At 42.3% G+C, this 23294-nt stretch carries 26 protein-coding genes and 2 pseudogenes; 2 read left to right on the top strand and 26 right to left on the bottom strand.

Annotated features, from left to right (window positions below; genetic code table 11):
* The 16 genes from spoVAD to ASC42_RS04430 form a co-directional block, all read right to left on the bottom strand.
* Nucleotides 1-1008 (bottom strand): stage V sporulation protein AD, encoded by a 1008-nt coding sequence (gene spoVAD / locus ASC42_RS04355; RefSeq protein WP_055440714.1) that lies wholly within the window; start codon nucleotides 1006-1008, stop codon nucleotides 1-3.
* Nucleotides 1009-1019: 11 nt separating this feature from the next.
* A complete protein-coding gene (locus tag ASC42_RS04360; RefSeq protein ID WP_055440715.1) occupies nucleotides 1020-1364 on the bottom strand; it encodes a SpoVA/SpoVAEb family sporulation membrane protein in 345 nt (114 codons plus the stop codon).
* Between the two features lie 11 nt (nucleotides 1365-1375).
* Complete coding sequence (locus ASC42_RS04365; RefSeq protein ID WP_055440716.1) at nucleotides 1376-1795, bottom strand: stage V sporulation protein AB; 420 nt, start codon at nucleotides 1793-1795, stop codon at nucleotides 1376-1378.
* Entirely contained in the window at nucleotides 1785-2405 is a 621-nt protein-coding gene (locus tag ASC42_RS04370) for a stage V sporulation protein AA (protein WP_055440717.1), read from the bottom strand. The genes ASC42_RS04365 and ASC42_RS04370 overlap by 11 nt, the downstream gene beginning before the upstream one ends.
* Nucleotides 2406-2486: 81 nt before the next feature.
* Nucleotides 2487-3224 carry an RNA polymerase sporulation sigma factor SigF gene (sigF, locus tag ASC42_RS04375; RefSeq protein WP_004889712.1) on the bottom strand — a complete coding sequence of 246 codons (738 nt, stop codon included), beginning with the start codon at nucleotides 3222-3224 and terminating at the stop codon, nucleotides 2487-2489.
* Nucleotides 3225-3237: 13 nt separating this feature from the next.
* The gene (spoIIAB, locus tag ASC42_RS04380) at nucleotides 3238-3678 is read right to left on the bottom strand and encodes an anti-sigma F factor (RefSeq protein ID WP_032099963.1); all 441 of its coding nucleotides are present in this window, start codon (nucleotides 3676-3678) and stop codon (nucleotides 3238-3240) included.
* Nucleotides 3679-4029 carry an anti-sigma F factor antagonist gene (gene spoIIAA / locus ASC42_RS04385; protein ID WP_055440739.1) on the bottom strand — a complete coding sequence of 117 codons (351 nt, stop codon included), beginning with the start codon at nucleotides 4027-4029 and terminating at the stop codon, nucleotides 3679-3681.
* A gap of 100 nt (nucleotides 4030-4129) precedes the next feature.
* Entirely contained in the window at nucleotides 4130-5287 is a 1158-nt protein-coding gene (locus ASC42_RS04390) for a D-alanyl-D-alanine carboxypeptidase family protein (RefSeq protein ID WP_055440718.1), read from the bottom strand.
* A gap of 89 nt (nucleotides 5288-5376) precedes the next feature.
* On the bottom strand, nucleotides 5377-6678 hold the full coding sequence (locus ASC42_RS04395; RefSeq protein WP_055440719.1) for a pyrimidine-nucleoside phosphorylase: 1302 nt from the start codon (nucleotides 6676-6678) through the stop codon (nucleotides 5377-5379).
* 17 nt (nucleotides 6679-6695) lie between these two features.
* On the bottom strand, nucleotides 6696-7520 hold the full coding sequence (locus ASC42_RS04400; protein WP_055440720.1) for a purine-nucleoside phosphorylase: 825 nt from the start codon (nucleotides 7518-7520) through the stop codon (nucleotides 6696-6698).
* Between the two features lie 13 nt (nucleotides 7521-7533).
* On the bottom strand, nucleotides 7534-8715 hold the full coding sequence (gene deoB, locus ASC42_RS04405) for a phosphopentomutase (protein ID WP_055440721.1): 1182 nt from the start codon (nucleotides 8713-8715) through the stop codon (nucleotides 7534-7536).
* A 157-nt stretch (nucleotides 8716-8872) separates the two neighbouring features.
* A complete protein-coding gene (gene xerD / locus ASC42_RS04410) occupies nucleotides 8873-9769 on the bottom strand; it encodes a site-specific tyrosine recombinase XerD (RefSeq protein WP_055440740.1) in 897 nt (298 codons plus the stop codon).
* Between the two features lie 7 nt (nucleotides 9770-9776).
* Nucleotides 9777-9989, bottom strand: a complete 213-nt coding sequence (locus tag ASC42_RS04415; protein ID WP_003394345.1) for a YqzK family protein — start codon at nucleotides 9987-9989, stop codon at nucleotides 9777-9779.
* 99 nt (nucleotides 9990-10088) lie between these two features.
* On the bottom strand, nucleotides 10089-10538 hold the full coding sequence (gene fur, locus ASC42_RS04420; RefSeq protein ID WP_003394343.1) for a ferric iron uptake transcriptional regulator: 450 nt from the start codon (nucleotides 10536-10538) through the stop codon (nucleotides 10089-10091).
* 104 nt (nucleotides 10539-10642) lie between these two features.
* The gene (gene spoIIM / locus ASC42_RS04425) at nucleotides 10643-11287 is read right to left on the bottom strand and encodes a stage II sporulation protein M (protein ID WP_003394340.1); all 645 of its coding nucleotides are present in this window, start codon (nucleotides 11285-11287) and stop codon (nucleotides 10643-10645) included.
* Nucleotides 11288-11373: 86 nt separating this feature from the next.
* Nucleotides 11374-11913 (bottom strand): NUDIX hydrolase, encoded by a 540-nt coding sequence (locus ASC42_RS04430; protein ID WP_003394338.1) that lies wholly within the window; start codon nucleotides 11911-11913, stop codon nucleotides 11374-11376.
* Nucleotides 11914-12017: 104 nt separating this feature from the next.
* On the opposite strand from ASC42_RS04430, the gene ASC42_RS04435 reads away from it, so the two are divergent.
* Nucleotides 12018-12932 (top strand): aldo/keto reductase, encoded by a 915-nt coding sequence (locus tag ASC42_RS04435; RefSeq protein WP_055440722.1) that lies wholly within the window; start codon nucleotides 12018-12020, stop codon nucleotides 12930-12932.
* Nucleotides 12933-12950: 18 nt separating this feature from the next.
* Here the strand turns inward: ASC42_RS04435 and ASC42_RS13640 are convergent.
* From ASC42_RS13640 to ASC42_RS14215, 5 genes and pseudogenes are all read right to left on the bottom strand, one after another.
* Nucleotides 12951-13148, bottom strand: a pseudogene (locus tag ASC42_RS13640) (YqkE family protein); the annotation flags it as partial.
* A 30-nt stretch (nucleotides 13149-13178) separates the two neighbouring features.
* On the bottom strand, nucleotides 13179-14333 hold the full coding sequence (gene tnpB / locus ASC42_RS04440; protein ID WP_055440723.1) for an IS200/IS605 family element RNA-guided endonuclease TnpB: 1155 nt from the start codon (nucleotides 14331-14333) through the stop codon (nucleotides 13179-13181).
* A gap of 347 nt (nucleotides 14334-14680) precedes the next feature.
* On the bottom strand, nucleotides 14681-14920 hold the full coding sequence (locus ASC42_RS04445) for a DUF2552 family protein (protein WP_004889687.1): 240 nt from the start codon (nucleotides 14918-14920) through the stop codon (nucleotides 14681-14683).
* Between the two features lie 182 nt (nucleotides 14921-15102).
* Nucleotides 15103-16761, bottom strand: a complete 1659-nt coding sequence (locus ASC42_RS04450) for an IS1634 family transposase (RefSeq protein WP_055440724.1) — start codon at nucleotides 16759-16761, stop codon at nucleotides 15103-15105.
* A gap of 198 nt (nucleotides 16762-16959) precedes the next feature.
* Nucleotides 16960-17169: an H-type small acid-soluble spore protein gene (locus tag ASC42_RS14215; protein WP_055440741.1), complete on the bottom strand. Its 210-nt coding sequence runs from the start codon at nucleotides 17167-17169 to the stop codon at nucleotides 16960-16962.
* A gap of 36 nt (nucleotides 17170-17205) precedes the next feature.
* Here ASC42_RS14215 and ASC42_RS13650 point away from each other — a divergent pair.
* A protein-coding gene (locus tag ASC42_RS13650; RefSeq protein WP_141653491.1) for an IS630-like element ISBs2 family transposase occupies nucleotides 17206-18251 on the top strand; the annotation gives its coding sequence in 2 pieces (ribosomal slippage) (nucleotides 17206-17709 and nucleotides 17712-18251; 1044 coding nt in all).
* An 83-nt stretch (nucleotides 18252-18334) separates the two neighbouring features.
* On the opposite strand, the pseudogene ASC42_RS04470 reads toward ASC42_RS13650, so the two are convergent.
* The 5 genes and pseudogenes from ASC42_RS04470 to ASC42_RS04485 all read right to left on the bottom strand — a co-directional run bounded on the left by ASC42_RS04470 (nucleotide 18335) and on the right by ASC42_RS04485 (nucleotide 23132).
* A pseudogene (locus tag ASC42_RS04470) lies at nucleotides 18335-19520 on the bottom strand (IS701 family transposase).
* Between the two features lie 147 nt (nucleotides 19521-19667).
* The gene (locus tag ASC42_RS14015; protein ID WP_163151105.1) at nucleotides 19668-19817 is read right to left on the bottom strand and encodes a hypothetical protein; all 150 of its coding nucleotides are present in this window, start codon (nucleotides 19815-19817) and stop codon (nucleotides 19668-19670) included.
* A gap of 87 nt (nucleotides 19818-19904) precedes the next feature.
* Nucleotides 19905-20561, bottom strand: coding sequence for an ABC-2 transporter permease (locus tag ASC42_RS04475; protein WP_055440726.1), 657 nt, complete (start codon nucleotides 20559-20561; stop codon nucleotides 19905-19907).
* 53 nt (nucleotides 20562-20614) lie between these two features.
* Nucleotides 20615-21481, bottom strand: a complete 867-nt coding sequence (locus ASC42_RS04480; protein ID WP_055440727.1) for an ABC transporter ATP-binding protein — start codon at nucleotides 21479-21481, stop codon at nucleotides 20615-20617.
* Between the two features lie 301 nt (nucleotides 21482-21782).
* Nucleotides 21783-23132, bottom strand: a complete 1350-nt coding sequence (locus ASC42_RS04485) for an ISLre2 family transposase (RefSeq protein WP_055440728.1) — start codon at nucleotides 23130-23132, stop codon at nucleotides 21783-21785.
* Nucleotides 23133-23294 lie beyond the last annotated feature (162 nt).

A 23294-nucleotide genomic window follows, 5' to 3' on the forward strand; every position in this document is an offset into this window, starting at 1 on the left:
TTACGTCACCGCTTCAATCGCAATCGCATGAGCGATCGCTGGAATGCTTTGATTTTGCTTTACCATCGTACTATTAAATAATGCTCCTGTCGCCACAACGAGCATCGTCTTTATTTTTTTCTCCCTCATTTTCTCAAGAAAATAACTATACGCCACAACGGCACAACATGCACATCCACTCCCGCCTGCAAATGCTTGTTGTTCCGCGTCGTAAATGAGCACACCACAATCATCATATCGCTCACTTAAGTTCATGCCCGTATCATGGCATAGCGACTTCAATTCACTACTTCCAACTCTCCCTAAATCTCCCGTGACAATAACATCATACGCTTCAAGCGAAAGTCCACAGTCTATCAAATGTTGTCTAATCGTTGCAAACGCTGCCGGTGCCATCGCTCGTCCCATATCGAGTGGATCGGTCACCCCGTTATCAATGACCCGTCCGATCGTTGCGGCGCGAATACGAAAAGGGGAACGTGTCGTACTTAATAGTGCTGCCGCTCCCCCTGTCACAGTCCACGATGCACTGTCCCCTTTTTGAACACCAATTGTCGTCGGAAAACGAAACTGCCGCTCAGCTGCACCGTAGTGACTGCTTGTGGCAACTAATACACGACGGGCAAATGCACCGTCAATAAACGTGCTAGCTACGAGCATCGCTTCCGTAATCGTTGAACAAGCACTAAATACGCCTAGAAAGGGAAGATCTAATTCACCTGCAACATAATTTGCAGTGACCGTTTGATTAAGTAAATCCCCTGCGATAAATAAATCAACATTTTGTGTTTGTACGTTTCCTTTCATTAAACAAACTGTAATCGCTTCTTTCATAAGGCGACGTTCAGCTAGCTCCCAACTTTGTTCACCACAATATAAATCGTCGTATGCGCGATCAAATGATGAACCAAGCGGACCTTCGCGCTCCTTTGGCCCCACGACAGTGCCAACTGATTCAATATAAATGTTTTTATCAAACACAATCGTTTGTGCCCCTACTCTTTTCATCTAAGTCCCCCTCATAAAAACAATGCTGCAACATATGATGCTACAATTAGCGTAACAATGATGCTCCCCCCAACAGAAAACATATGCTCTGTTGCTCCTTCATTGCGATGTTCAAGGGCACTAGCACTCCATATGTTTGCTAAACTCATCATCGGCACGATCATTCCCGCTCCTGCAAATTGCGTCAATCGGCGATACAATCGATTCGGTGTAAATATCGCAGCACATACGATGAGCGTCCCATTCATCCAGCGAATCGCCTCCTCTTCATTCATATGAAACCATATACTGTACATATCATGAAGCGCCTGTCCAACGACTGCAATGAATCCTCCGAACAAAAATGCTTTTCCCATCTGCTTCCCCCTTATCGATTCACAAAATATATCCAATGAAAAAGCGATCCTGCTACCTTACCAAATACCATGGCCATGAGTAAAACGACAATTTGCTCGTCAATGCCGAGCCGTTTAGCTAAAATCGGGAAAACATTTAATACTTCCGTTAATGCCGCTGCAAGCATGCCGACAAATACACCGCTAAACAGCCCAATAGCGCCTGCCAAAATAGGAGGAAAAGAAAAAAGAGGATCGCGCAAGCTCATCCAGCTGCTTACGACCGCTCCAAGTACAACGCCCCATTCGTACGTCGCAATCCATTTCATCGTTTTAGTTAATTGTGTTAAGCGTGGGATGACGCCAAGCACAGTTAAAAATGCGACAAAGCCAGAGCCAACAGCTAATCCTCCCGCCAATCCGACAAATGCCACAACGAATTCACGAATCATCGTCCATTCGCCTCATCGCCTCTTTATTTTCATGCATAATGACGTATTGATCGAGTGACTGTTGATATTGAAACATTTCAACTTCAAGTGGGCTCGGCTCTTCATTAATTCGTTTTTTAAAGAAATGGTTAAAAAACAAAATCATACCAATACCGAGCCCAAGTGAATATGGAATTTGAAACCATAATGGTTTTTCTACGTCCTTTCCTGTAATGACCCGATATAACCGTTGCTGTACCTGTTGCATGCTTACATCTTCATGAAAGTTCATAATCGCAAGCCCCGATCCGACAAACAAAAGAAGCCAAACGATCGGGACGTACAAATACCCCCATCGTTTTTTTTCATAAACAACTTCAACGATCGTTTGTGACGGTCCGAGCGACTGAATGTCATCATGAGGTGCAACGGCCATTAATACTTTCATCACATGCATCACATCAATAATGACAATGTTACGATCTTTCTTTTGTACTGTATAAATGGGAGTTTGTACAATATCGTCGATTCGTTTGTTTGCGACGACTTGTGCCACATCTCCTATCCGAATCGTTGCGTTCGGTTGTACTTGGACACGATGACGCATTTTCAAAAAAATCGTTTCTTTCATACTGACACCTTGCTTCCATCATTGTATTCGTAGTATGACATATGAACGTTCCCTATATGCATAAGAAAAGCCCGAACGGACTTATTCATCCATTCGAGCTTTCATTTGTTGCAATATTTTTTTCTCTAAACGAGACACTTGCACTTGAGAGATGCCTAATCTAGCTGCCACTTCTGATTGGGTTTGGTCTTTATAATAGCGCAAGTAAACGATGAGCCGTTCCCGTTCATCTAACTCTTCCATCGCCTTTTTTAACGCAATTTTGTCAAACCAAACGTCTTGCTCATCTGCAATTTGATCGAGCAGCGTAATCGGATCGCCATCGTTTTCATATACCGTTTCATGAATAGACGTCGGTGAACGGACCGCTTCTTGGGCTAGTACAACATCCTCGGGTGAAATTTGTAAAAACTGTGCGATTTCATTCACCGTTGGAACGCGACCGTTTTGTTTCGATAATTCGTCCTTTGCTTTTCTAATTTTATTGCCAATTTCTTTTAATGAACGACTCACTTTGACAGACCCATCATCACGAATGAATCGTTGAATTTCCCCAAGAATCATCGGTACCGCATACGTTGAAAACTTGACATCGTAAGATAAATCAAACTTATCGACCGACTTCATTAAACCGATACAACCGATTTGAAACAAATCTTCAGGCTCGTATCCGCGGTTTAAAAACCGCTGCACAACCGACCAGACAAGCCGCATATTTTTTTCGATAATCTCATCGCGCGCCTGCTGATCGCCTTGCTGACTCCTCCGAATCAACTCTTTGATTTCATGGTCTTTGACAGCTTGTACCTCGACATCCATAGGCACGTCTCCCTTAATTACATAGCGCTTTACTTTTCGTTAAATGCTTAATCAACTCCACAGTCGTTCCTTCATTCACTTTAGAATAAATGTTCACTTCATCCATAAAGTTTTCCATGATCGTAAATCCCATGCCGGAACGTTCGAGCTCTGGTTTCGTCGTAAATAACGGTTGCCGCGCTTCTTCAACATTTTCAATTCCTTTTCCATGATCGCGAATCGTTAAATGAACGGTATGTCCTTCAATCATGACAGAAATATAGACGACACCGCTCGGATCATTTTCATAGCCATGAATAATCGCGTTCGTTACTGCTTCAGATACAACGGTTTTAATTTCGGTCAACTCATCGAGCGTCGGATCGAGTTGCGCAACAAACGCTGCAACTGTCACACGCGCAAATGATTCATTTTGGCTGAGGGCGGAAAATTGAAGGTGCATTTCATTTCTCATTTACGCCACCCCCAACGTTTGTAATGCATACTGTTCGTTCACTTCTAGACGAATAATTTTAAACAGCCCTGACATATCAAACAAACGCTTAATTGATGGAGAAACAGAACAGACAACCATCTCTCCACCCATACGTTGTATTTGCTTATATCTCCCTAAAATAACACCTAACCCTGAACTATCCATGAACGTTAACTCATTCAAGTTTAAAACGATCGCTTGAATTCGCTCTCGTTCTAATACATCCGTGATAGCTGCACGCAACTGTTCGGCTGTATGATGGTCTAGTTCGCCAGCTAATCGAACAAGCAATACGTGTTGTTTTACTTCTAATTGAATGGATAAACTCACCATCGTTTCCTCCTTATCCGTTTAGGTTAAGGAAGAATTCGATTTGTTTATGCGTCAATCCTTCTTATTGACAAAACTAGTCGTCATTCGTCTCATTTCGTCAAGATGTGCGTGAGAAGGAGCGAAACATTCGTTTAAACAATTCCCACATATTTGCTTCTTCTACTGGCTCTTTCGCCACTAAAGAACTTTTAGCGATAACCGCCCCATCTTTTTTTATAACGAGCGTGCCGAGCACCTCCCCTTTTTTCACAGGGGCTTTCACTTTCTCATTTAACTTCCATTTCGTTTGTACTGATTCAGATTTTTCCCCTTTTTTCAATAGGACAGAAATCGGTTCAGATGTCACGGCGGCGACTGCCTTTTTCTTTCCTTTGCTGACAGGGAGCATCGCAATCGTCTCGCCTTTTTTATAAAGCGGCTTCGTTTCGTAATGACTAAATGCATAATCTAACATTTTTGTAATTTGTGCATTTCGCTCCTTTGGCGTTGGCGCTCCAAACACAACAGCAATAACGCGCATATTCCCTTTTTTCGCCGTCGCTGTTAAACAATATTTTGCTTCGCTCGTGTAACCCGTTTTTAAACCATCAACACCTGGATAAAATTTTACAAGTCGATTTGTATTGACAAGCCAAAATTTTTTATCTGTATGCTCTCGTAAATAATCTTCATACGTACCTGTGTATTTTGTAATTAAATCATATTTCAATAACTCTTTTGCCATCATCGCCATATCATATGCTGTACTATAATGATTTTTCGCTGGTAAACCTGTTGTATTTTCGAATGCAGTATGCTTTAAACGAAGTTCCTTTGCTTTTTCGTTCATCATATGAACAAACGCTTCCTCTGATCCTGCAATTCGTTCTGCTAGTGCGACGGATGCATCATTGCCCGATCCGATCGCCACACCTTTAAGTAAATCGTCTACTGTCATTTCTTCCCCAGGCTCTAGAAAAATTTGCGATCCACCCATCGATGCGGCATATTCACTCGCCCGCACTCGCTCGTCTAGCTTCAACTTTCCTTGATCAATAGCCTCCATAATGAGAAGCATTGTCATAATTTTCGTCATACTCGCTGGTGGAAGCGGCTCATGGGCATTTTTTTCATACAAAACAGCCCCTGTGTCTCTCTCAATTAAAATTGCTGATCGCGCCTCAGGTGCTAATTCAATTTTCGGCTGCTCCGCGCGCACAACGACGCTTGGAAGAAAAAGAAACGCGATAGCAAACATGCAAAAAAATCGCTTCATCTCCAACCCTCCATTTCTTTATACTTGCCATCTTTTCCATTTTTTATTTTTTATATACATAAAAAACCTGAAGGAGTGAATCCTTCAGGTTACGAAATTTTATCGTAAATTAATGTTGGCGCTTGAACTGGTGTTGCTGAAATACGGATGTTTTCATATAGTTTTTGTTTTACATCATCAATTTGTTCGCGGTTGCTGTAAATGGTGACGAGCGATTCACCTTTTTTCACCGCATCGCCAACTTTTTTGCGAAGCACTAAACCGACAGCTAAATCGATCGTTGATTCTTTCGTCGCCCGCCCTGCACCAAGCCACATCGCTGCCGTTCCGACCGCATCCGCGACAATTTCGGATACGTATCCATCTTCTTTCGCTTCTAGTTCAATAATATATTTTGCTTGCGGCAATTTGCTCGGATCATCAACAACAGATGCGTCGCCGCCTTGCGCAGCTAAAAACGTCTTAAACGTTTCAAGTGCGGAGCCGTCTTTCATCGCTCGTTCTAACATATGGCGAGCTTCTTCAAGCGAAGATGCTTTTTCAGCTAAATATACCATATGGCTTCCAAGCACTAAGCAAAGTTCTTGTAAATCTTCCGGTCCTTCACCTTTTAACGTATCGATTGCCTCTTTTACTTCAAGGGCATTTCCGATCGCATAGCCGAGCGGTTGGCTCATATCAGAAATGATCGCCATCGTTTTTCGACCGACGCGATTTCCGATATCGACCATCGCTTTCGCCAACGCTTTTGCATCATTTAAATCTTTCATAAATGCGCCTGCGCCCGTTTTCACATCAAGCACGATCGCATCAGCACCAGCAGCAATTTTTTTACTCATAATTGATGAAGCGATGAGCGGAATGCTGTTGACCGTTGCCGTCACATCACGAAGCGCATACAACTTTTTGTCCGCTGGCGTCAAATTACCAGACTGACCGACAACGGCAATTTTATTTTTATTCACAAGATCGATAAATTCATCGTTCGTAATTTCAACGTGAAAACCTGGCACCGATTCTAGTTTATCAATTGTTCCGCCTGTGTGACCAAGCCCACGCCCAGACATTTTTGCAACCGGAACGCCAACGGAAGCAACAAGTGGACCTAAAACGAGCGTCGTCGTATCGCCTACACCACCTGTTGAATGTTTATCGACTTTAATACCTTCGATTTTTGAAAGATCGATCGTATCGCCTGAATGCACCATCGCCATCGTTAATTCAGCTGTTTCTTCTTCGTTCATGCCGCGGAAGAAAATTGCCATCGCCAACGCGCTCATTTGATAATCAGGAATGTCACCTTTTGTGTACCCTTTAATGATAAACTGAATTTCTTCTTTCGTTAATGTATGACCGTCTCTTTTTTTCTCAATTAAATCGACCATTCTCATTGTATTCACCTTCTCGTTCAGTTTTTAGCCATGCGGCGCACGATCGCTTTTACAAATCGCAAAAAGTCGGCTTTTACTTTTTCCGTCGTTTCGATCACTTCATCATGCGTAAGCGGCTGATCTAAAATGCCGGCCGCCATGTTAGAGATGCAAGAAATACCGAGCACTTCCACCCCAGCATGGCGCGCAACAATGACTTCAGGCACAGTAGACATTCCGACCGCATCGCCACCCATGACACGAATCATGCGGATTTCTGCTGGTGTTTCGTATGCTGGACCTGTATTGGCGACATATACCCCTTCGCGCACACGCAATCCAATTTCATTCGCCACATCTTTCGCGAGTTGACGAAGTCGTTTACTATATGCTTCCGACATGTCTGGGAAGCGCACACCAAGTGCAGCATCATTCGGACCGATAAGCGGATTACCACCCATGTTGTTAATATGATCTGAAATAATCATTAAATCGCCCGGTTCGAACGACTCATTTACCCCACCTGCCGCGTTCGTAACAACGAGCTGTTCGACGCCGAGTGCCTTCATGACACGAACCGGAAACGTCACCTTATCAAAGCTGTACCCTTCGTAGTAATGGAAACGCCCTTGCATAACGACAACCGTTGCGCCTTCTAACTGACCGTATACGAGTTGGCCTGCATGTCCTTCGACTGTCGATACAGGGAAATTCGGAATGTCACTGTAAGGAATTTTGATTGCTTGTTCGATCTCGTCTGCTAACACACCTAAACCGGAGCCAAGAATTAAGCCGATTTGTGGTGGATTCGGAAACTTTTCTTTTAAAAATTGTGCCGCTTGTTCAATTGCTGCTCGATTCATATGTTCACGCTCCTTATTTTAAATCACGTAAAAAGCTTGTTCCATGTGCTGGCATCGCCACACCAAAGTTTTCCGCAATCGTTGCACCGACATCTGCGAACGTCTCGCGAAGCGGAAGTTGTTTTCCCCCATCCATGCTCGGGCTATAAACGAGGAGAGGGACGTATTCGCGCGTATGATCTGTTCCATGATGTACAGGATCATTGCCGTGGTCAGCTGTAATAATTAATAAATCATCATCTTTTAAACGCTCAAACACTTCAGGTAAACGGGCATCAAATTGTTCTAACGCATCCCCATATCCTTTCGGGTCGCGGCGATGTCCATATAGCGCATCAAAATCAACGAGATTAAGGAAGCTTAGCCCTGTAAAATCCATTTGTAACGTATCGACTAATTTGTCCATCCCGTCCATATTTGATTTTGTGCGCAACGTTTGTGTCACACCTTCGTTATCGTAAATGTCAGCAATTTTACCGATGGCAATCACGTTGTAACCTGCATCTTGCAGCTCGTTCATGACAGTTCGCCCAAACGGCTTTAACGCATAATCATGACGATTCGCTGTTCGTTGGAAATTGCCCGGTGTGCCGATGAATGGACGCGCGATCACGCGACCGACCATATATTTTTCATCAAGCGTCAATTCACGTGCAATTTTACAAATACGATACAATTCTTCTAACGGAATGATTTCTTCATGTGCTGCGATTTGTAACACTGAGTCGGCTGACGTATATACAATAAGCGCACCTGTTTCCATATGTTCAGGGCCGAGCTCATCAATAATCGCCGTGCCACTTGCTGGTTTATTCCCGATCACTTTTCTTCCCGTCCGTTTTTCCAACTCTTCAATTAATTCTTGTGGAAATCCATCTGGGAACACTTGAAATGGCGTATCAATACGAAGCCCCATGAGCTCCCAATGTCCTGTCATCGTATCTTTTCCTGCGGACGCTTCTTGCATTTTCGTGTAATAAGCAAGCGGCTTTTCCGCTTTTGGGATACCTTCAATTTCGCGAATGTTACTTAAACCTAGTTTCGCCATATTCGGCATGTTTAAGCCACCGCGATGTTGTGCGATATGTCCGAGCGTATCTGCCCCTTTATCGTTATATTTTTCAGCATCTGGCGCCTCGCCAATTCCAACAGAGTCCATCACAATTAAAAATACACGTTTATATGTAGGCTTCACCGTTTTACCTCCCCAATCGTTTCATTCGCTTCATAGCATGCCCACTATGAAACAAAATCACGCATCGTTCATATTTGTCAGAAGTCTGACAACTAAATTATAAAACGTTTTCATAATGAATTGCAATAAAAAAAACTGTGACAAGTCATCGTCACAGTTATGCTCGCGGGTGAAACTGCTTGTACACATCTTTTAATCTCGTTTTCGTTACATGCGTATAAATTTGCGTTGTCGAAATATCAGCATGCCCAAGCATTTCTTGTACCGCACGCAAGTCCGCTCCATTTTCTAGTAAATGCGTAGCAAACGAATGACGTAGCGTATGGGGGGTTAACGGTTTTTGAATGTTCGCTTCACGAGCAAGTCGCTTTAAAATTTTCCAGCATCCTTGTCTCGTTAGCCGCTCACCATGGTGGTTTAAAAACAATGCGTCCGTCGTCCCTCTTTTTTTACTCAACAGCTTCGGACGTCCCTTTTCCATATACTGTTTTAATGCTTCTGTCGCCATTTTTCCAATCGGCACGATCCGTTCTTTCCGTCCCTTTCCGTAACAACGAATGAATCCCATCGTCAAATGAACGTCAGATACGTCTAATTGAATGAGCTCGCTCACCCGAATACCAGTCGCATATAACAATTCTAACATCGCCTTATCCCGAATGCTAAACGGTGTGTTTTGCTTCGGCGCCTCGAGTAAGGCCTCGACTTCTGCCATCGACAACACGTTTGGCAACGTCCTTGGTAGTTGCGGTGTTTCAATATGAACAGTCGGATCTTGATCAACGGCTTTTTCACGCAATAAAAATTGATGAAACGACCGAACTGACGCCAAATGGCGTGCAATCGTTTTTGGCGAACTTCCTTTTTCTTTTAGAAACTTTAAAAATTGCATAATATGAAAACGAGTTATATTGTTCCAACTGCTTTGTTGTTCAACTTGTTGTAAATATTGAACGTATTTTTTTAAATCCCGCTCATACGACACGATCGTGTTATGAGCTAAATTTCGTTCTACAATTAGATAGTGAATAAAATCTTTTACTTGGTCTTCCACGCTCATCCTACTCCCCGTTTTGATAGAAAAACAATAGCCGATCAAGCCAATGTGTTTCTTGTCGTTCAGTCGTCGACACTTTTACAGCCGACCCCATAGGCTCATCGTAACGACGATAATAGTTGTATTCTTCGCTCATCCATACAATACTATAATAAAATAAAATCGTACATCCCGTAAATAAAAGAAACACTTTTAACACATCGACGATTCTTTTCATCGCATACCTCCGCTAACTGTCATATAGTAAGAGGATATGCCCGTTTCATCGCATTTTATACATAAATGAAAAAACCTTTTCATAGACGAAAAGGTTTTACTATGCCTCATGCTTATCTTGGCAACGATGGCAAATACCGTGAAACGTTAGACGATGATCTTTAATTTTAAAATTCCAATCACGCTCTACAATGGCTTCGACATCTTCTAATAAATCTTCTTGAATTTCATCAACCGCTCCGCATTCAATACATACTAAATGGTGATGAAAATGCGCCGCACCTTCTTTGCGAAGATCGTAGCGGGAAACGCCATCCCCGAAGTTAATTTTATCGACAATTTTTAACTCTGTTAATAACTCCAACGTGCGATATACTGTAGCTAACCCAATTTCAGGCGCTTTTTCTTTCACGAGGAGGTAAACATCTTCCGCGCTTAAATGATCTTCTTCATGTTCAAGCAACACACGCACCGTCGCTTCACGTTGCGGCGTTAATTTATAACTAGCTGCATGCAATTGTTTTTTTATTCGTTCAAGCCGACTTTCCATTTTCATTCCCTCCCTCGTTACTCATTCTCATTATAACAAAAGAAAGGAACGTGTCAAAATAAAATGATTATAAATTGATAAATAAAATGATTATTAAATAAGAATTATTTTTCTATTAATTGAACAACTTCTTTCATAAGTAACGGGGAAACGTATGCTTCGACCGATGAGGCAAATGCTAAAGCGATGCTGAACGATAGCATAATAAACGTATAGCGAAGCATCGCTCGGAAAATTGGTTCATGTGTTCGCTTCACAAATTGATGGCGAATCATTTTTAAAGAAAACGAAATAGATACAGCAGCCATCATAATAAAAATAGGAACGAGAATGATATTTTGTGGAACGACAGATACGAAAGCCAATAAAAATCCGTGCCATCCCATTTGATTGACTAAAAAGCCGACGGTAAACCCGATGACAAGCCCTTTTAAAAACAATAAAATTAAAATGAGTGGCAAACCGACGAGCGACATCGCCAAAATCCACATTAACCCGATATATTTTACGTTTTGTAAAAAGCTTTCTTTCCACGCATCATGCGCACTCGCCATATTGCCCGCGGAAACTTGTCCAAAAAAATTCGTTAAGTAATAGTATAAATCTTCTTTTTGATTAAAGCTTAAGCTATTGACGACGATGGCACCAAAAATAATGCCCATAATAAAAAGAACGACGGTGAATACATATGTCGTATAATGTTCTTGTACGTGTTGCCCCCACAAATTTATCCACGATCGCTTTCTCATCGCTCCATCCCCCTACATGTCCTGTTAATCTCATTGTATGGGACAATGGAGAGCGATATGACAAAAAGCGGTCACACAGACCGCTTTTACATATACAATTGCCAGTATAACAGAGCGTAAATCGTTTTTGCATCGTAAATTTGCTTTTCTTTCACCATGTTTAATGCTTCTTCTAACGTGACCTCGAGCACATCAACAAACTCGTCATCATCAAGCATTTGCTTTTCACTTTTTTTCGTTAGTCCTTTAGCAAGAAATATATGTACTAGTTCATCTGCAAATCCTGGAGAAGTGTAAAAAGAGTGGAGCGGCTCCATCGTTTCACATACATACCCCGTCTCTTCTTCTAATTCACGCCTTGCTGTTTCAAGCGGCGCTTCTCCTTTTTCTAGCTTCCCTGCTGGAATTTCAACAAGCACTCGTTCTAACGCTTTTCGGTATTGGCGCACGAGCACCATTTTATTTTCTTTTGTGATCGCTATAACCGCAACCGCTCCAGGATGTTTCACAATTTCGCGCTTGCTCGTTTCCCCATTTGGCAACAACACATCTTCCACATACATATCAATCACTTTTCCAGAAAAAATACACGCTCGATTAATCGTTTTTTCATATAAATGATCCATTGTTTCACCACCATATTCATCATCTCATATTGATTGTACTACATGCTTAAAGACAAATGGTAAACTTATTCGTTATAATTTAATGAAAAAGAGGGGTGAATAGCATGAACAAACGAAAACTTGGGCATTCAAACATATATGTGAGCGAAATTGGCTTCGGCTGCATGTCGCTTGGCACTTCAGAAAATGAGGCCATTCGTATCATTCATGAAGCGATGGATAAAGGTGTCAACTACTTTGATACAGCCGATTTATATGATCGCGGGTTGAATGAAGAAATTGTTGGTAAAGCATTAAAGGGAAAGCGACATGATGTCGTCATTGCGACGAAAGTAGGGAACCGCTGGACGGAACAAGGGAACGGTTGGACGTGGGACCCGTCAAAAACATACATTAAAGAAGCTGTGAAACATAGCTTGCGACGGTTACAAACCGATTATATTGATGTATACCAATTACACGGTGGAACGATTGATGACCCGATCGATGAAACGATTGAAGCGTTTGAAGAATTGCAACAGGAAGGCATTATTCGTTATTATGGCATTTCCTCTATGCGTCCAAATGTCATTCGCGAATACGTCAAACGATCGCGCATCGTTTCCGTTATGATGCCGTATAGTTTGCTCGATCGCCGTGCTGAAGAATGGTTTCCGCTTTTAAAGCAACATCACATTAGCGTCATTGCACGGGGACCGCTCGCTAAAGGGCTATTAACTGAACGATCGATTGATCAAGTAAGCGATGAAACGAAACAAAACGGATATGCGGATTATTCGTTTGCTGAATTAGTGGCGCTTATTCCAAAACTAAAAGCCGTTGCACCGAACGAAACGCTCACTGCGATCGCTCTCCGTTTTTGTTTAGCTCATGACGTCGTTGCGACAGTCGTTCCCGGCGCAAGCCGATTATCACAACTGATCGAAAACGTCGCTGCCCAATCTGTGACATTAAGCGATGAACAAATGACTGCACTAAAGCAACTAACAAAACAAACGATTTTCACCGCTCATCGGTAACCGGGGTTTTCCCCTCGGTTACTTAAATTTTCGCCAATCTAAATCACTTTCTTCTAACCATTCTGCAAACGTTTTATTTTTTTCACGTTTGCGCGCCTCCTCTTTCCGCTTTGCCTCCTCTTCTTCTTTTCGTTTTTGTTCTTCTTCTAGTAGTTCCTTTTGTTTTTGTTTTAACTGCTCAATCAGTTGCTCATTTAATCGATCTTTTAGCTTGAACTACCACTAGGCTAAAGCCATAGTGGATTCCTACGAACACCGAAAGTTTTTTCGGTTATTTAGTAGGCGATCCCCACAGTTCCTGCGGTTAAGAAGCCTAATCGCTTCGTTTTTAATATTGATACTTGCGTTGATATCTCGGTCGTGATGGGTATGACACTTTGGACAATCCCACTCACGTAACCCAAGATTTTTAACGTCTTTGTTTTGATAGCCACAACATGAACAAAGCTGACTAGACGGAAAGTTTTTTGCTACGGTGACAACTTGTTTTCCGTACCATCTAGCTTTGTATTCCAGCATTGTTCTAAATCGTGACCATGATACTTCGCTAATGGCTTTTGCAAGGTTATGATTTTTTAGCATATTAGCTACCGACAAATCTTCCATCCCGATGATGTCGTGGTTTTTGACAATCTCGGTGGAAATTTTGTGTAAGTAATCATTTCTAGCGTTTGCGATTTTTTCATGAATACGAGCGACTTTAATTCGTTGCTTATTCCAATTCGAGCCACCTTTTTTTCGTCTGGAAAGAATACGTTGTGCTTTTGCTAGTTGTTCTTCCAGCTTACGAAACCATTTCGGGTTTTCGTACTTTGTTCCATCTGAAAGAATAGCAAATTCCTTCAAACCGACATCAATACCAACTGCCGAGTTAGTTTTAGGCAATTCTTGTACTTCTGTTTCAACAAGAATGGAAACAAAATATTTTCCGCTTGGATTTCGTCTAATCGTAGCAGACAAGATACGCCCCTCTACTTCTCTTGATTTTGCAAAACGAACAAGGCCAAGTTTAGGTAGCTTGATGTGTTGATCTAGCACAGCAATATTCCCATTTGTATGCTTTGTCGTGTAAGATTGAACAGGATTCTTTTTAGACTTGAAACGCGGCTTGTCATTTTGCTTTTTAAAAAAGCGATCGTACGCATCATCCAGACGCTTGAGTGAAGATTGAAGCGCAATGCTATCCACTTCTTTTAACCAAGTGAATTCTTTCTTTAATTGCGTCAATTGAGAAGAACAAGCGTCGTAAGTTAGTCCCTTGCCCGTTTGCTTGTAAGCATCCTCCCATTTTGCTAAAAAATAGTTGAATACAAATCGACTACAACCAAAAGTTTTAGCAATCAGGATTTCTTGTTCTTTGTTTGGATAGATGCGAAATTTGTATGCTTTGTTGACCAGCATTGACTTCACCTCCTTTATGTATATGTTTATTATACATCTAGTGTATTATAGTTTTGCAGGTGCAGTTTATGAACTGATCCGTAAAGGCTTGAAAAAGCAATGAAATACATCCATACATTGAAACACAAGGCGACTAGGGCTTACATCCCCTAGCCTGAAGGCGTAGGGGGTTTTACGCCCATCACCCGTAAAGAGGTGAAGCTTCATGACAAAACATAAAAGCCAAAAAGGAAAACCGACAGCTGATACCGTCCGTCCTATCATAGCAAAAGAGGAGTTGGAAAAAGCCATTCACCCGACAAAACGGCAAAACTCCCCGCAATAAGCAAGAGGGCATCTCGCCCTCTTTATAAAATATCAGTAATACTTGGCATATGTTGTTCAATCCAAGCAAGCGCCTCATCTAACTGAACGAACGATTGTGTTTCAAATGTCATTTCATCTTGCAGCAACCAGACGTCGCGCTCATCATTTGAAAATCCCGCAACAGACCAATGAAGCAAGCTATATGGGTGGTTATTGTACAAAAACGACACCCACGTTTTTTCCTTTACTATTTTCCGAAGACGATTTACTTGATCGTTCACAACTATCACTCTTTCTCTCATCATTTGCACGTACGCCTTTATTTTAACCCAATATCTCATATTTCGCACCTTGGTAGGGCGGAACAAAAGGATTTTTTATTCAGTTTTTTAGAATAACTTTTAAACCAACACCAAAAGCGATGGTATCCTTTTTTTACCATCGTTGGTCGTTCTTTATCTCATTAGACGTAAATGCTCTCGTCCATCCCTAATCCTTGCAGAATCCTTCGCTGCTCGTACGTGAGCGGTTGACCTAACGCGCGTTGAATTCGTCCATCCGACAGTTCCAACAGGACGACTCTGACATACCAAAACAATTGAAAAATCGCTTGTCCGGTCGGTCGGGTCAGTTTCCGGCCTCCCGCGCCCTTTAATGGGTGTTCCGGGGTGATGAACTGACGCACCCGGCGCTGGAAGACGCGGTAAATCGCCAAGGCCAACAGAAACAAATAGCCCAATACCACGACCCGTTCCGGTTTTTTTACGTAAATCTCATCCGTAAAGAACGGGTCTTTCAAGAAAGAGAAGTTCATTTCCACCGAGATTTGGCCTTTATACAACTTCAAGATCTCTTTCGCATCCATCGGTTGACCTTTCCATTCCTCCGGAACAGTCGTGACAAGGACAAACCGGGACGCTTTCCGTCTCGCCTGTTCCCACGCATCTTGGTCGAATTCCACGTTCAAGCGAAGGGCGTACAGCGTTTCCATGTCCGGCTCCGCCCCTTTTTTCGGACGTCCGCGCCGTTTTTTCGGACGCACGATCGCTTCGACTGACGCCTCGACGCGATGGAACCGGAGACGAAGGGACGCCTTTAGAGACGCTAGGGCTTGTTCGGCGTCTTCCCGGCACGAAAACAGACGGCTTTCCCACTGGGTTTGTTTCTGCCGAAGAAGCTCTGCTTCTTGGTTTCGCTCTTTTTCGAGCGTCTTTCCTTTTCGTTGGTCGAGCGCGCTGGATTCAACGACGATCAACCGGACCGAATGACCTTCGTACGTCGATGTCGTTTCCCACACCCGGTAGGTGGCTCCGTTTTTCTCCGCTAAGGAAAACGGATCGCTCCACGGCGTGTCTTGGGCATCAGCTTTAGCCAGCGCGGTTTTGACGATCCGGAGCGAAGAAGGGCCTCTTGTGATCAAAAAGGCGTTGGCGGCCTTCGTTTGCGCCAGTGTGTCTTTCGTCATGGCGGCAGAATCGGCAACATAAATCCATTCATCTTCGATCTTCGCCTGCTTCAGCTGTTTCTGCACACGGGACAACACCTCGGGATTCCACGTCTTATCCGGCAGGTTGCCGTCGTGTACATCGCCATAAAACGGGATGCCATCCTCGTTGCCAATCAGCCCAAATCCGATCTGCTTTTGCCAACGATGATGCCGGTTGTAGCCATGCGTAATCTGCAAGGCATCCGGCGAGGCCGATTCATACGTACCGTAAACCGATACATCGGTCGTATCGGCATGGAACACCCGAAGAGGGATTCCTTCTTTCTTGTAAATTTGCACAAGACAGGCGGAAAGAACCGCGTGGATATTGGCGTCGTACAGTCGATCGAGATGGCGCGCGATGGCATCGTCGTTGAACCAAGAGGGGGAAAGCCCTGGTCGGATCAGCTTAGGCAAATCGATGTCATGCGCCCATCGTTCCAAATGAACGAGTGCTTGCCGACCGCTCAAGATATCCAAGGTAAGCAGCCAGACAACGTCGCTGGCTCGAGTTTGGCATTGAGGGTCCACGGGAACGAGACGATCAATCAACCGAGGGAGGCTAGGATCCTTGAAAATGGTGCTTATTATATTCAAATAAGAACTTTCATAAATGGCACGGATTTGAACGCTCATGATGTAGAAACTCCTTTGCTTTCCTTGTGTTTCAAAGATTCATTCGACATGAAGATAAAAAAATCCTCCCGATTTTTGTCGAGAGGGCGCGAAATGTGAGATGTAACAAAAACAAAAAAACAGAAGCACAAACGGCTTCTGTCATGATTCGAGCGGTGATAACACCTAACATCATACCAAGTACTAATTAGCACGAACTTATTCCTCGTTTAGAAGATGGACTAGGACAACCATTTCTTTTTTCGGATTTTCTTTCGAATAGATTCTTGCTGTTTTATTTTTCTCATCGACATGTTGAATAAGAACTTGTCTTCCTTCGTACGTTACAGGCACAATCTCCCCTGATTCCGCAATTCGTTTCGCTCTATATAAATTGAAATAAAGGTTTTCTCCCGTTCCACGGCGAATAAATACAAAGAGAAAATAGGGGAACGGAGAGAAAATATGATGCCAAATCACAAAGACGAGATCGAAAAGTTGTCCACTGCCATGAAAGAAGCAAAAAGTAAACGAGCATATGAACGCTACCAAGCGATTTATCTTCATTTGCAGGGATATACCAAAGGAGAAATCGCAACGATTATTGGTCGATCCAAGAAAACTATTTATAACTATATTCATGCCTACGCCCAGCGCGGTCTTGATGGACTGGAGATGAAATACTCACCTGGCGCCCCACGTCGATTGACCCCTGAGCAGGAAAAAGAGCTGGCTTTGATCATTGAACATCAGCTCCCCGTAGATGTGGGATTCGAAGCAAAATATAATTGGACGCTTGCGATAATCGCTGAACTCATTCAACAAAAGTGGGGGCCAACATACACGCTTCGCGGAACAAGTGACATTCTGCATCGGTTAGGGCTAAGCTATACGAAACCGACCTATACACTAGCCAATGCCGATGAAGAGAAACAAAAAGAATTCGTCGAAATCACCTCCCCTGAAGTAAAAAAAAACTGGTAGATGGGAACATCGCCCATGTCCTCTTTCAAGATGAGTCGATGATTCGTGATTACCAAGCGATTCAAAAAACATGGTTTGTCAAAGGAAAACAACGAATCATTCCGACGTTTGGAAAACATCAAGGGCTGAAGCTGATTGGCACGTTGAACTACGAAACAGGGGAAGTGTTTTGCATCGAAGAAGAACGCTATGACGCGGAAACATTTCTTCGATTTCTTCAACTTGTGTTAGAACGCTATCCCACAGGCAAAATAGTGATGATTTTAGATAACGCTCGAATTCACCATGCCAAACTCATTCAGCCATTTTTAAAAGAACACGAAGATCGGTTAGGGCTCGTCTTTTTGCCACCATACAGTCCGCAATTGAACTTGATTGAAGGGCTATGGAAATGGCTGAAATCAGACGTGATTTACAACGTGTTCTATTCGAGTGTGCAAGAAATTAGAAAGAATGTCCAAGCCTTTATTCAGCGAATCAACCAGAAACCAGAACAAACGATCGATCGTTTGTGTGTTCAGTTGTAAATCTTTAATTCAACTTATATACTGTAGTTGAGCAATTTTCGTTACAATAATTACCATTTAAAAAGAGACAAACAGGGTACCCCTTATGCCACGTGGAGCTGTTTTTTCACGGTATCAATGGGAATATTTTGTTTTGCTGCACGATAAATGAACTCCACGAGGCTATGTCCTTTTCTCTTGCGCAGGAGATCGAGCCCATCCGAAAAATCACTGTTAGACTCGAACATGCTGTACACATACGCAAGTTGCACCAAGATCCAATACCGTTTCACCGCCCGACGCCCGCGAACGCGGTATCCATCGAGTTTCAGCTGGTCTTTCGCTTGACGGAAAAAACATTCGATCGACCAACGCTCGGCATAGTAGCACAAGATGTCTTCGTCGCTTAGCTCGCGATCGGTGCTCAAGACGCAATGGAGATGTTTCGGTGTCATCGGCTGATCGGCTTTCCAAGCGAGCAGCACCACGGCATCCTTGAGACCGTTCAGAGCACCTTCGTAGCGATACACCCGATAACGCTCTTTTCCCACCGTGACGAGGCGGGTATCCCGTGGCTCCATAGATTTGGCAAATTCCTTTGCTTGAATGGCCGTCCCTTTTGGATAGAGAATCCGATTCGTCTTCAGCATCGCGATGACGTGGAACCCTTTTTTCAAGCAGGCTCCCACGAGGGTTTTCGATGGATACCAAGAGTCCATGAGCACATAAACGGGGCGACTCACATCCAACGAAGAAAGCATCTCGATCGCGAGTTCCCCTTTGCTTTTCCCCACCGTCTTGTCGTAGAGGCGAAAGGCAAAAGGAAACGCTTGAGTGAGTCATCGTATGAACCATGAGCCAAACGAGAGAATGTCCCCAGATCGACTTTTTCTCTACGTGAGAATAGTGCCAATCACACCCTTGAATGGCGTGTGTTGCCCGTGACGAGGGCTTCGTTTTTTGGCAAATCGTATCATCGATCGAAACAAAAATGGGTTGATTCTCTCGTTTCGAGCTGCGTTCGACACGATGAAGCACCCACTGCTGGAGTTTGCGAAGCAGCGTCTCTTCCTCCCATGGGCTTTTCGTGAAAAAATGGCTGAGTGTCGTGCGATGGTTCGGATGAAAACTCCCATGATGTAGATCGGTCAGCGTTCCCGAAAAGCCCTTTGTAATCATCGCATCCACGATATGAACGAGATGCTTCATCACAGGTTTCGAGAAATAAAGGGCCAACCCCAACATCGTGAAAAACTTGTGAATTCCTTGATGATGTGCTAATCTATTCATGAGACATGAACCTCCTTGTGGATAGTTGTGGCACATCTATTCTAACCAAGGAATCGGGTTCATGTCTTCTTTTTTGTTTGGTTGTAAATTTATGTTAGTAAATTTGCTCATCTACAGTTATATAGTCCTTTATGAATCTTATAAAACTTATTTATTATCTCTAAATCCCTGTAAAAGAAAATATATACCACAGAAAAATGGAAATATAGCCAAAAAGTTTCTATCTAAGATTTGAGCTGCTGCAACAAACATAAAAATAACTGCCATTATAAATGAGGCTTTTTTTCCACGAATCATTTATTTAACTCTCCCCTCATAAAGCAACGTTAGGTTCATGATTTATTTTATTTTTTGTTCCTCTGTCGGTTCTTTCATAATTAAATTTTAAAAATCTTTGTTTGTAAAAATATGTGCTGTTAAAACGTAAGAGACTAAAGTAACACTAATTGCAATAATAGAAAAGGAAATAATCGGTTGATCTATTATGATAGAGATCATGCCCTTAGCCTTATTAGATGATAAAATCTTTCCCACTCCACTTGTCACAAGAAAAAATACTGCAATTCCAATTGGGCTTGCAACACGAAATCCAAACTTGTAATTGAGTGGATAGAAAATAGACATTAAAAGATAGGTAAAACACAATGAAAGCAACAATACTTTCATATCAAGCAATTGATTAAAAGTCATACTGGTATCAACCACATTCATTAAAATAAATATCAAAATATGAGAAGTATATGAAAATAACCACCATACACTAATCATTATGTATTTTGCATTGATAACAGAACGTCTCGTAACGGGTAAACTAAGAATAAGCCTATTTTGATTTATTTCACTTTCTCCTGTGTTAAAATTGGTATACATTGCCATAAAATAAGCAATAAATGCAATACATAAGCTGTATATTACGATCGCAATAAAATTTGAACCAGAGATATTTTTACCCATTGAAAGAAAATATGGTAATGATAATAGAGGTGAAAAATAAACAATTTTTTTTTGTGTATATAAATCTTTTAAAATTAAACGAAGCAAAGCATTTCTCCTCCTTCTTTCAACCTTTGAAATTATAAATCCAAGAGGAATTCCTATTTATTATTATTAGATTTCACTAAATAATACATTATTTCTTCTAAGGAAGGTTTTTTAAAGCTTAAATTATACTTTGAAATTATTTCTGTTGCCCTACTCGTTTCAAAAAATGCCTCAAATCCAAGCGATGTTTCTTTGAATGATATGGGTTGGGAGGCTTGGACTACCTCTTTAAGATTCAATGGCCCCGTTATTATTACATACTGTTTGAGTAATTCTTCCGTTTGTTTACAAAAAAGAATTTTCCCATCAAGTATGAATGTAATGAAATCAGCAATCTGTTCTAAATCGGTTGTAATATGTGTCGAGAAAAAAATCGCCTTATCTTTATCTTTAATAATATCCTTTAAGATATCCAATAATTCTTTTCGGAAAACCGGATCAAGCCCTGTAGTCGGTTCATCCATAATAATTAGTTCTGCATGATGAGAAAGAGCTATGGCTAAGGCAAACTTCATTTTTGTTCCCTTTGACAAATGTTTTACTGGCTTTGTTAAAGGAATGTTAAACTCGTTGGCATATCGGTAAAAAATATCATCATCCCACGTGTTATAGAATAACGAGATAATTTTTTTATTTTTTTCCACACTTAAATCCTCAAAAAAGACATCTTGATCATAGACAAACCCAACGCGCTGCTTTAATGCTTTCAAATTTTTATGATAATCTACACCAAACAGCTTAATATTACCACTGTCAATATGTACGAGATCCATAATACAGCGGATCGTAGTACTTTTCCCAGCACCGTTTGGGCCAATAAATCCCATAATATAGCCCTTTTTGAGAGAAAAACTAACATTTTGTAAAGCAAAGCCATTAAAAACTTTACACACATCGTACAATTCCAAAATGCTCTCCAATTTTCGGTCCTCCTTTATTATCAAAAATGAAAAGGTTATAGAAATTGGTCTGGTTTATCATTTTTTAAGCCATTCCTCTCATTGCCTCATGTTCAATAACACATTCCGTTTTTTCTAAAGAAGGTTTATTGTGTTGTAACTGTATTATTTTATTTATAAATTGTAGCCCTTGATTGAGTCAAGAGTTTGTGGGAGATTTTTTTGATATTTTAATTCAATGGATATATTTGGTTAAATAATTCGATTTATGTAAGCGTTTTCTAATCCTCTCATCCTGCTTGCCTGTGCCTTTTTCGCTTTTTTAAAACCCTTTCAATGCTTTTAACGCTTGATAAATAGGCGTTCCTGACGAATGATGGAAATAACGGATATTCCCTCGCACCAACTCCGCTACCTTGGTTCCTACATGCTTGATCGCCTTTTTCACGATCGTTTCTCGTTCCCTTTCTCTTTCCTCCTCTTGCGAAAGCACCTCTCCTTTCCATGTCTGAATCGTTAACCCGTCTTTCACGGCTACCATCACGTTTAAAAACGCTCGAATGCCTTCTTCACACCAACTCCGTCCATTTTTTACTCGCTTCGCAAAGACGTGCATCGTTCCCTCTGCACTTCCCATCGGGCGCATTCCTGTCGTATCTATGCCTTTCTCCCGCAGCCATTGACGGTAATCACTCAAACATCCTGGCATCGATTCGATCCGTTGAATCAATCCCTCCAATTGCTTTTCTTTCTTCTCATCCCCTAGGGTGCCTACCGCACTATGCAGTTCAGTTAATAACCCGTTTTCATCAAACAAGGCTAGCTTTTTCCGAATCGTCCGGTACCGTGGGTGATCTTTTAAGCATTCGCGAATCTCTCGCGCTACGTGGAACCGATCTAGCTGGAAAAACGCTCGCTTCCCGAAATATTCCCGACAAGCCGTAATCCACGCAGCTCCATCGCCATTGATCACCACCCAATCCCTCGTTGGGTCATAGCCGTATTCCTCGTTCAAGAATCGTTCTAATCCTTCCCACACCGGCTCTTTTGTTTCGTGTACATAGTGCCGTTTCCCAACCAAGGATACCCGTTTCCCGTTTGCTTTCCATCCTTGGTGCACCACCAAAATTTTTTCTTCCTTCCCTCTTCGGCGACTTCGCTGCCGTTTCACATATAGTCCGTCCGCCTCCACGAACAACACCTGTCGCTTCATTTCCATCGGACGATGCCTATCCACTGTCGCCTGTAATACCATCTGCCGAATCGTTTCATGGCTCATCACCGCATAGCCTACCATCTTCTCTAACGCTTCGGCTGCTTGGCGATAAGAAGGACCGATAACGGCTAATTCAATGGCGGTTTCCTCCAATAACGGACTCATCCCCTTCGCTCCATCGAAGCCGAGAAAATGATCTAACAAACACGTATACACGCCTTTTTCTCGATCCAAATAGTAATTGCGTCGGATCTCCACCTCCCCAAAGAGCGTCTGGATGCGTACCGTTCGTTTATCTTTTAGGTAATAGCGTTTTTTATCTCGTTGCTTGGCGATCTCTTCATCCAGCCATTCCAATACCTGTTGAAACATTTCCCCATACGTTTTTTGCAACATCAAAAACAATTCCATTTCTATCTCTTTTAATGTTTGCCCATCTGTGATAAACTGTTGCATAGGACTCTCTGACCTCCTGTGTGATTTGGTCGCACTTATCACCATACAGGAAGAGAGTCCTTTTTGCATCTATTTTGCTCACCCCCCTTCTTTTCAAGGAAACCTCCCCTTGAAACAGATGGAAGAGGGTTTAGCTTCCTCCCACAAACATTTTACTCATAC

The organism is Anoxybacillus suryakundensis (assembly GCF_001418025.1).
In the GTDB taxonomy this organism is placed as follows: Bacteria; Bacillota; Bacilli; order Bacillales; family Anoxybacillaceae; genus Anoxybacillus; species Anoxybacillus tengchongensis.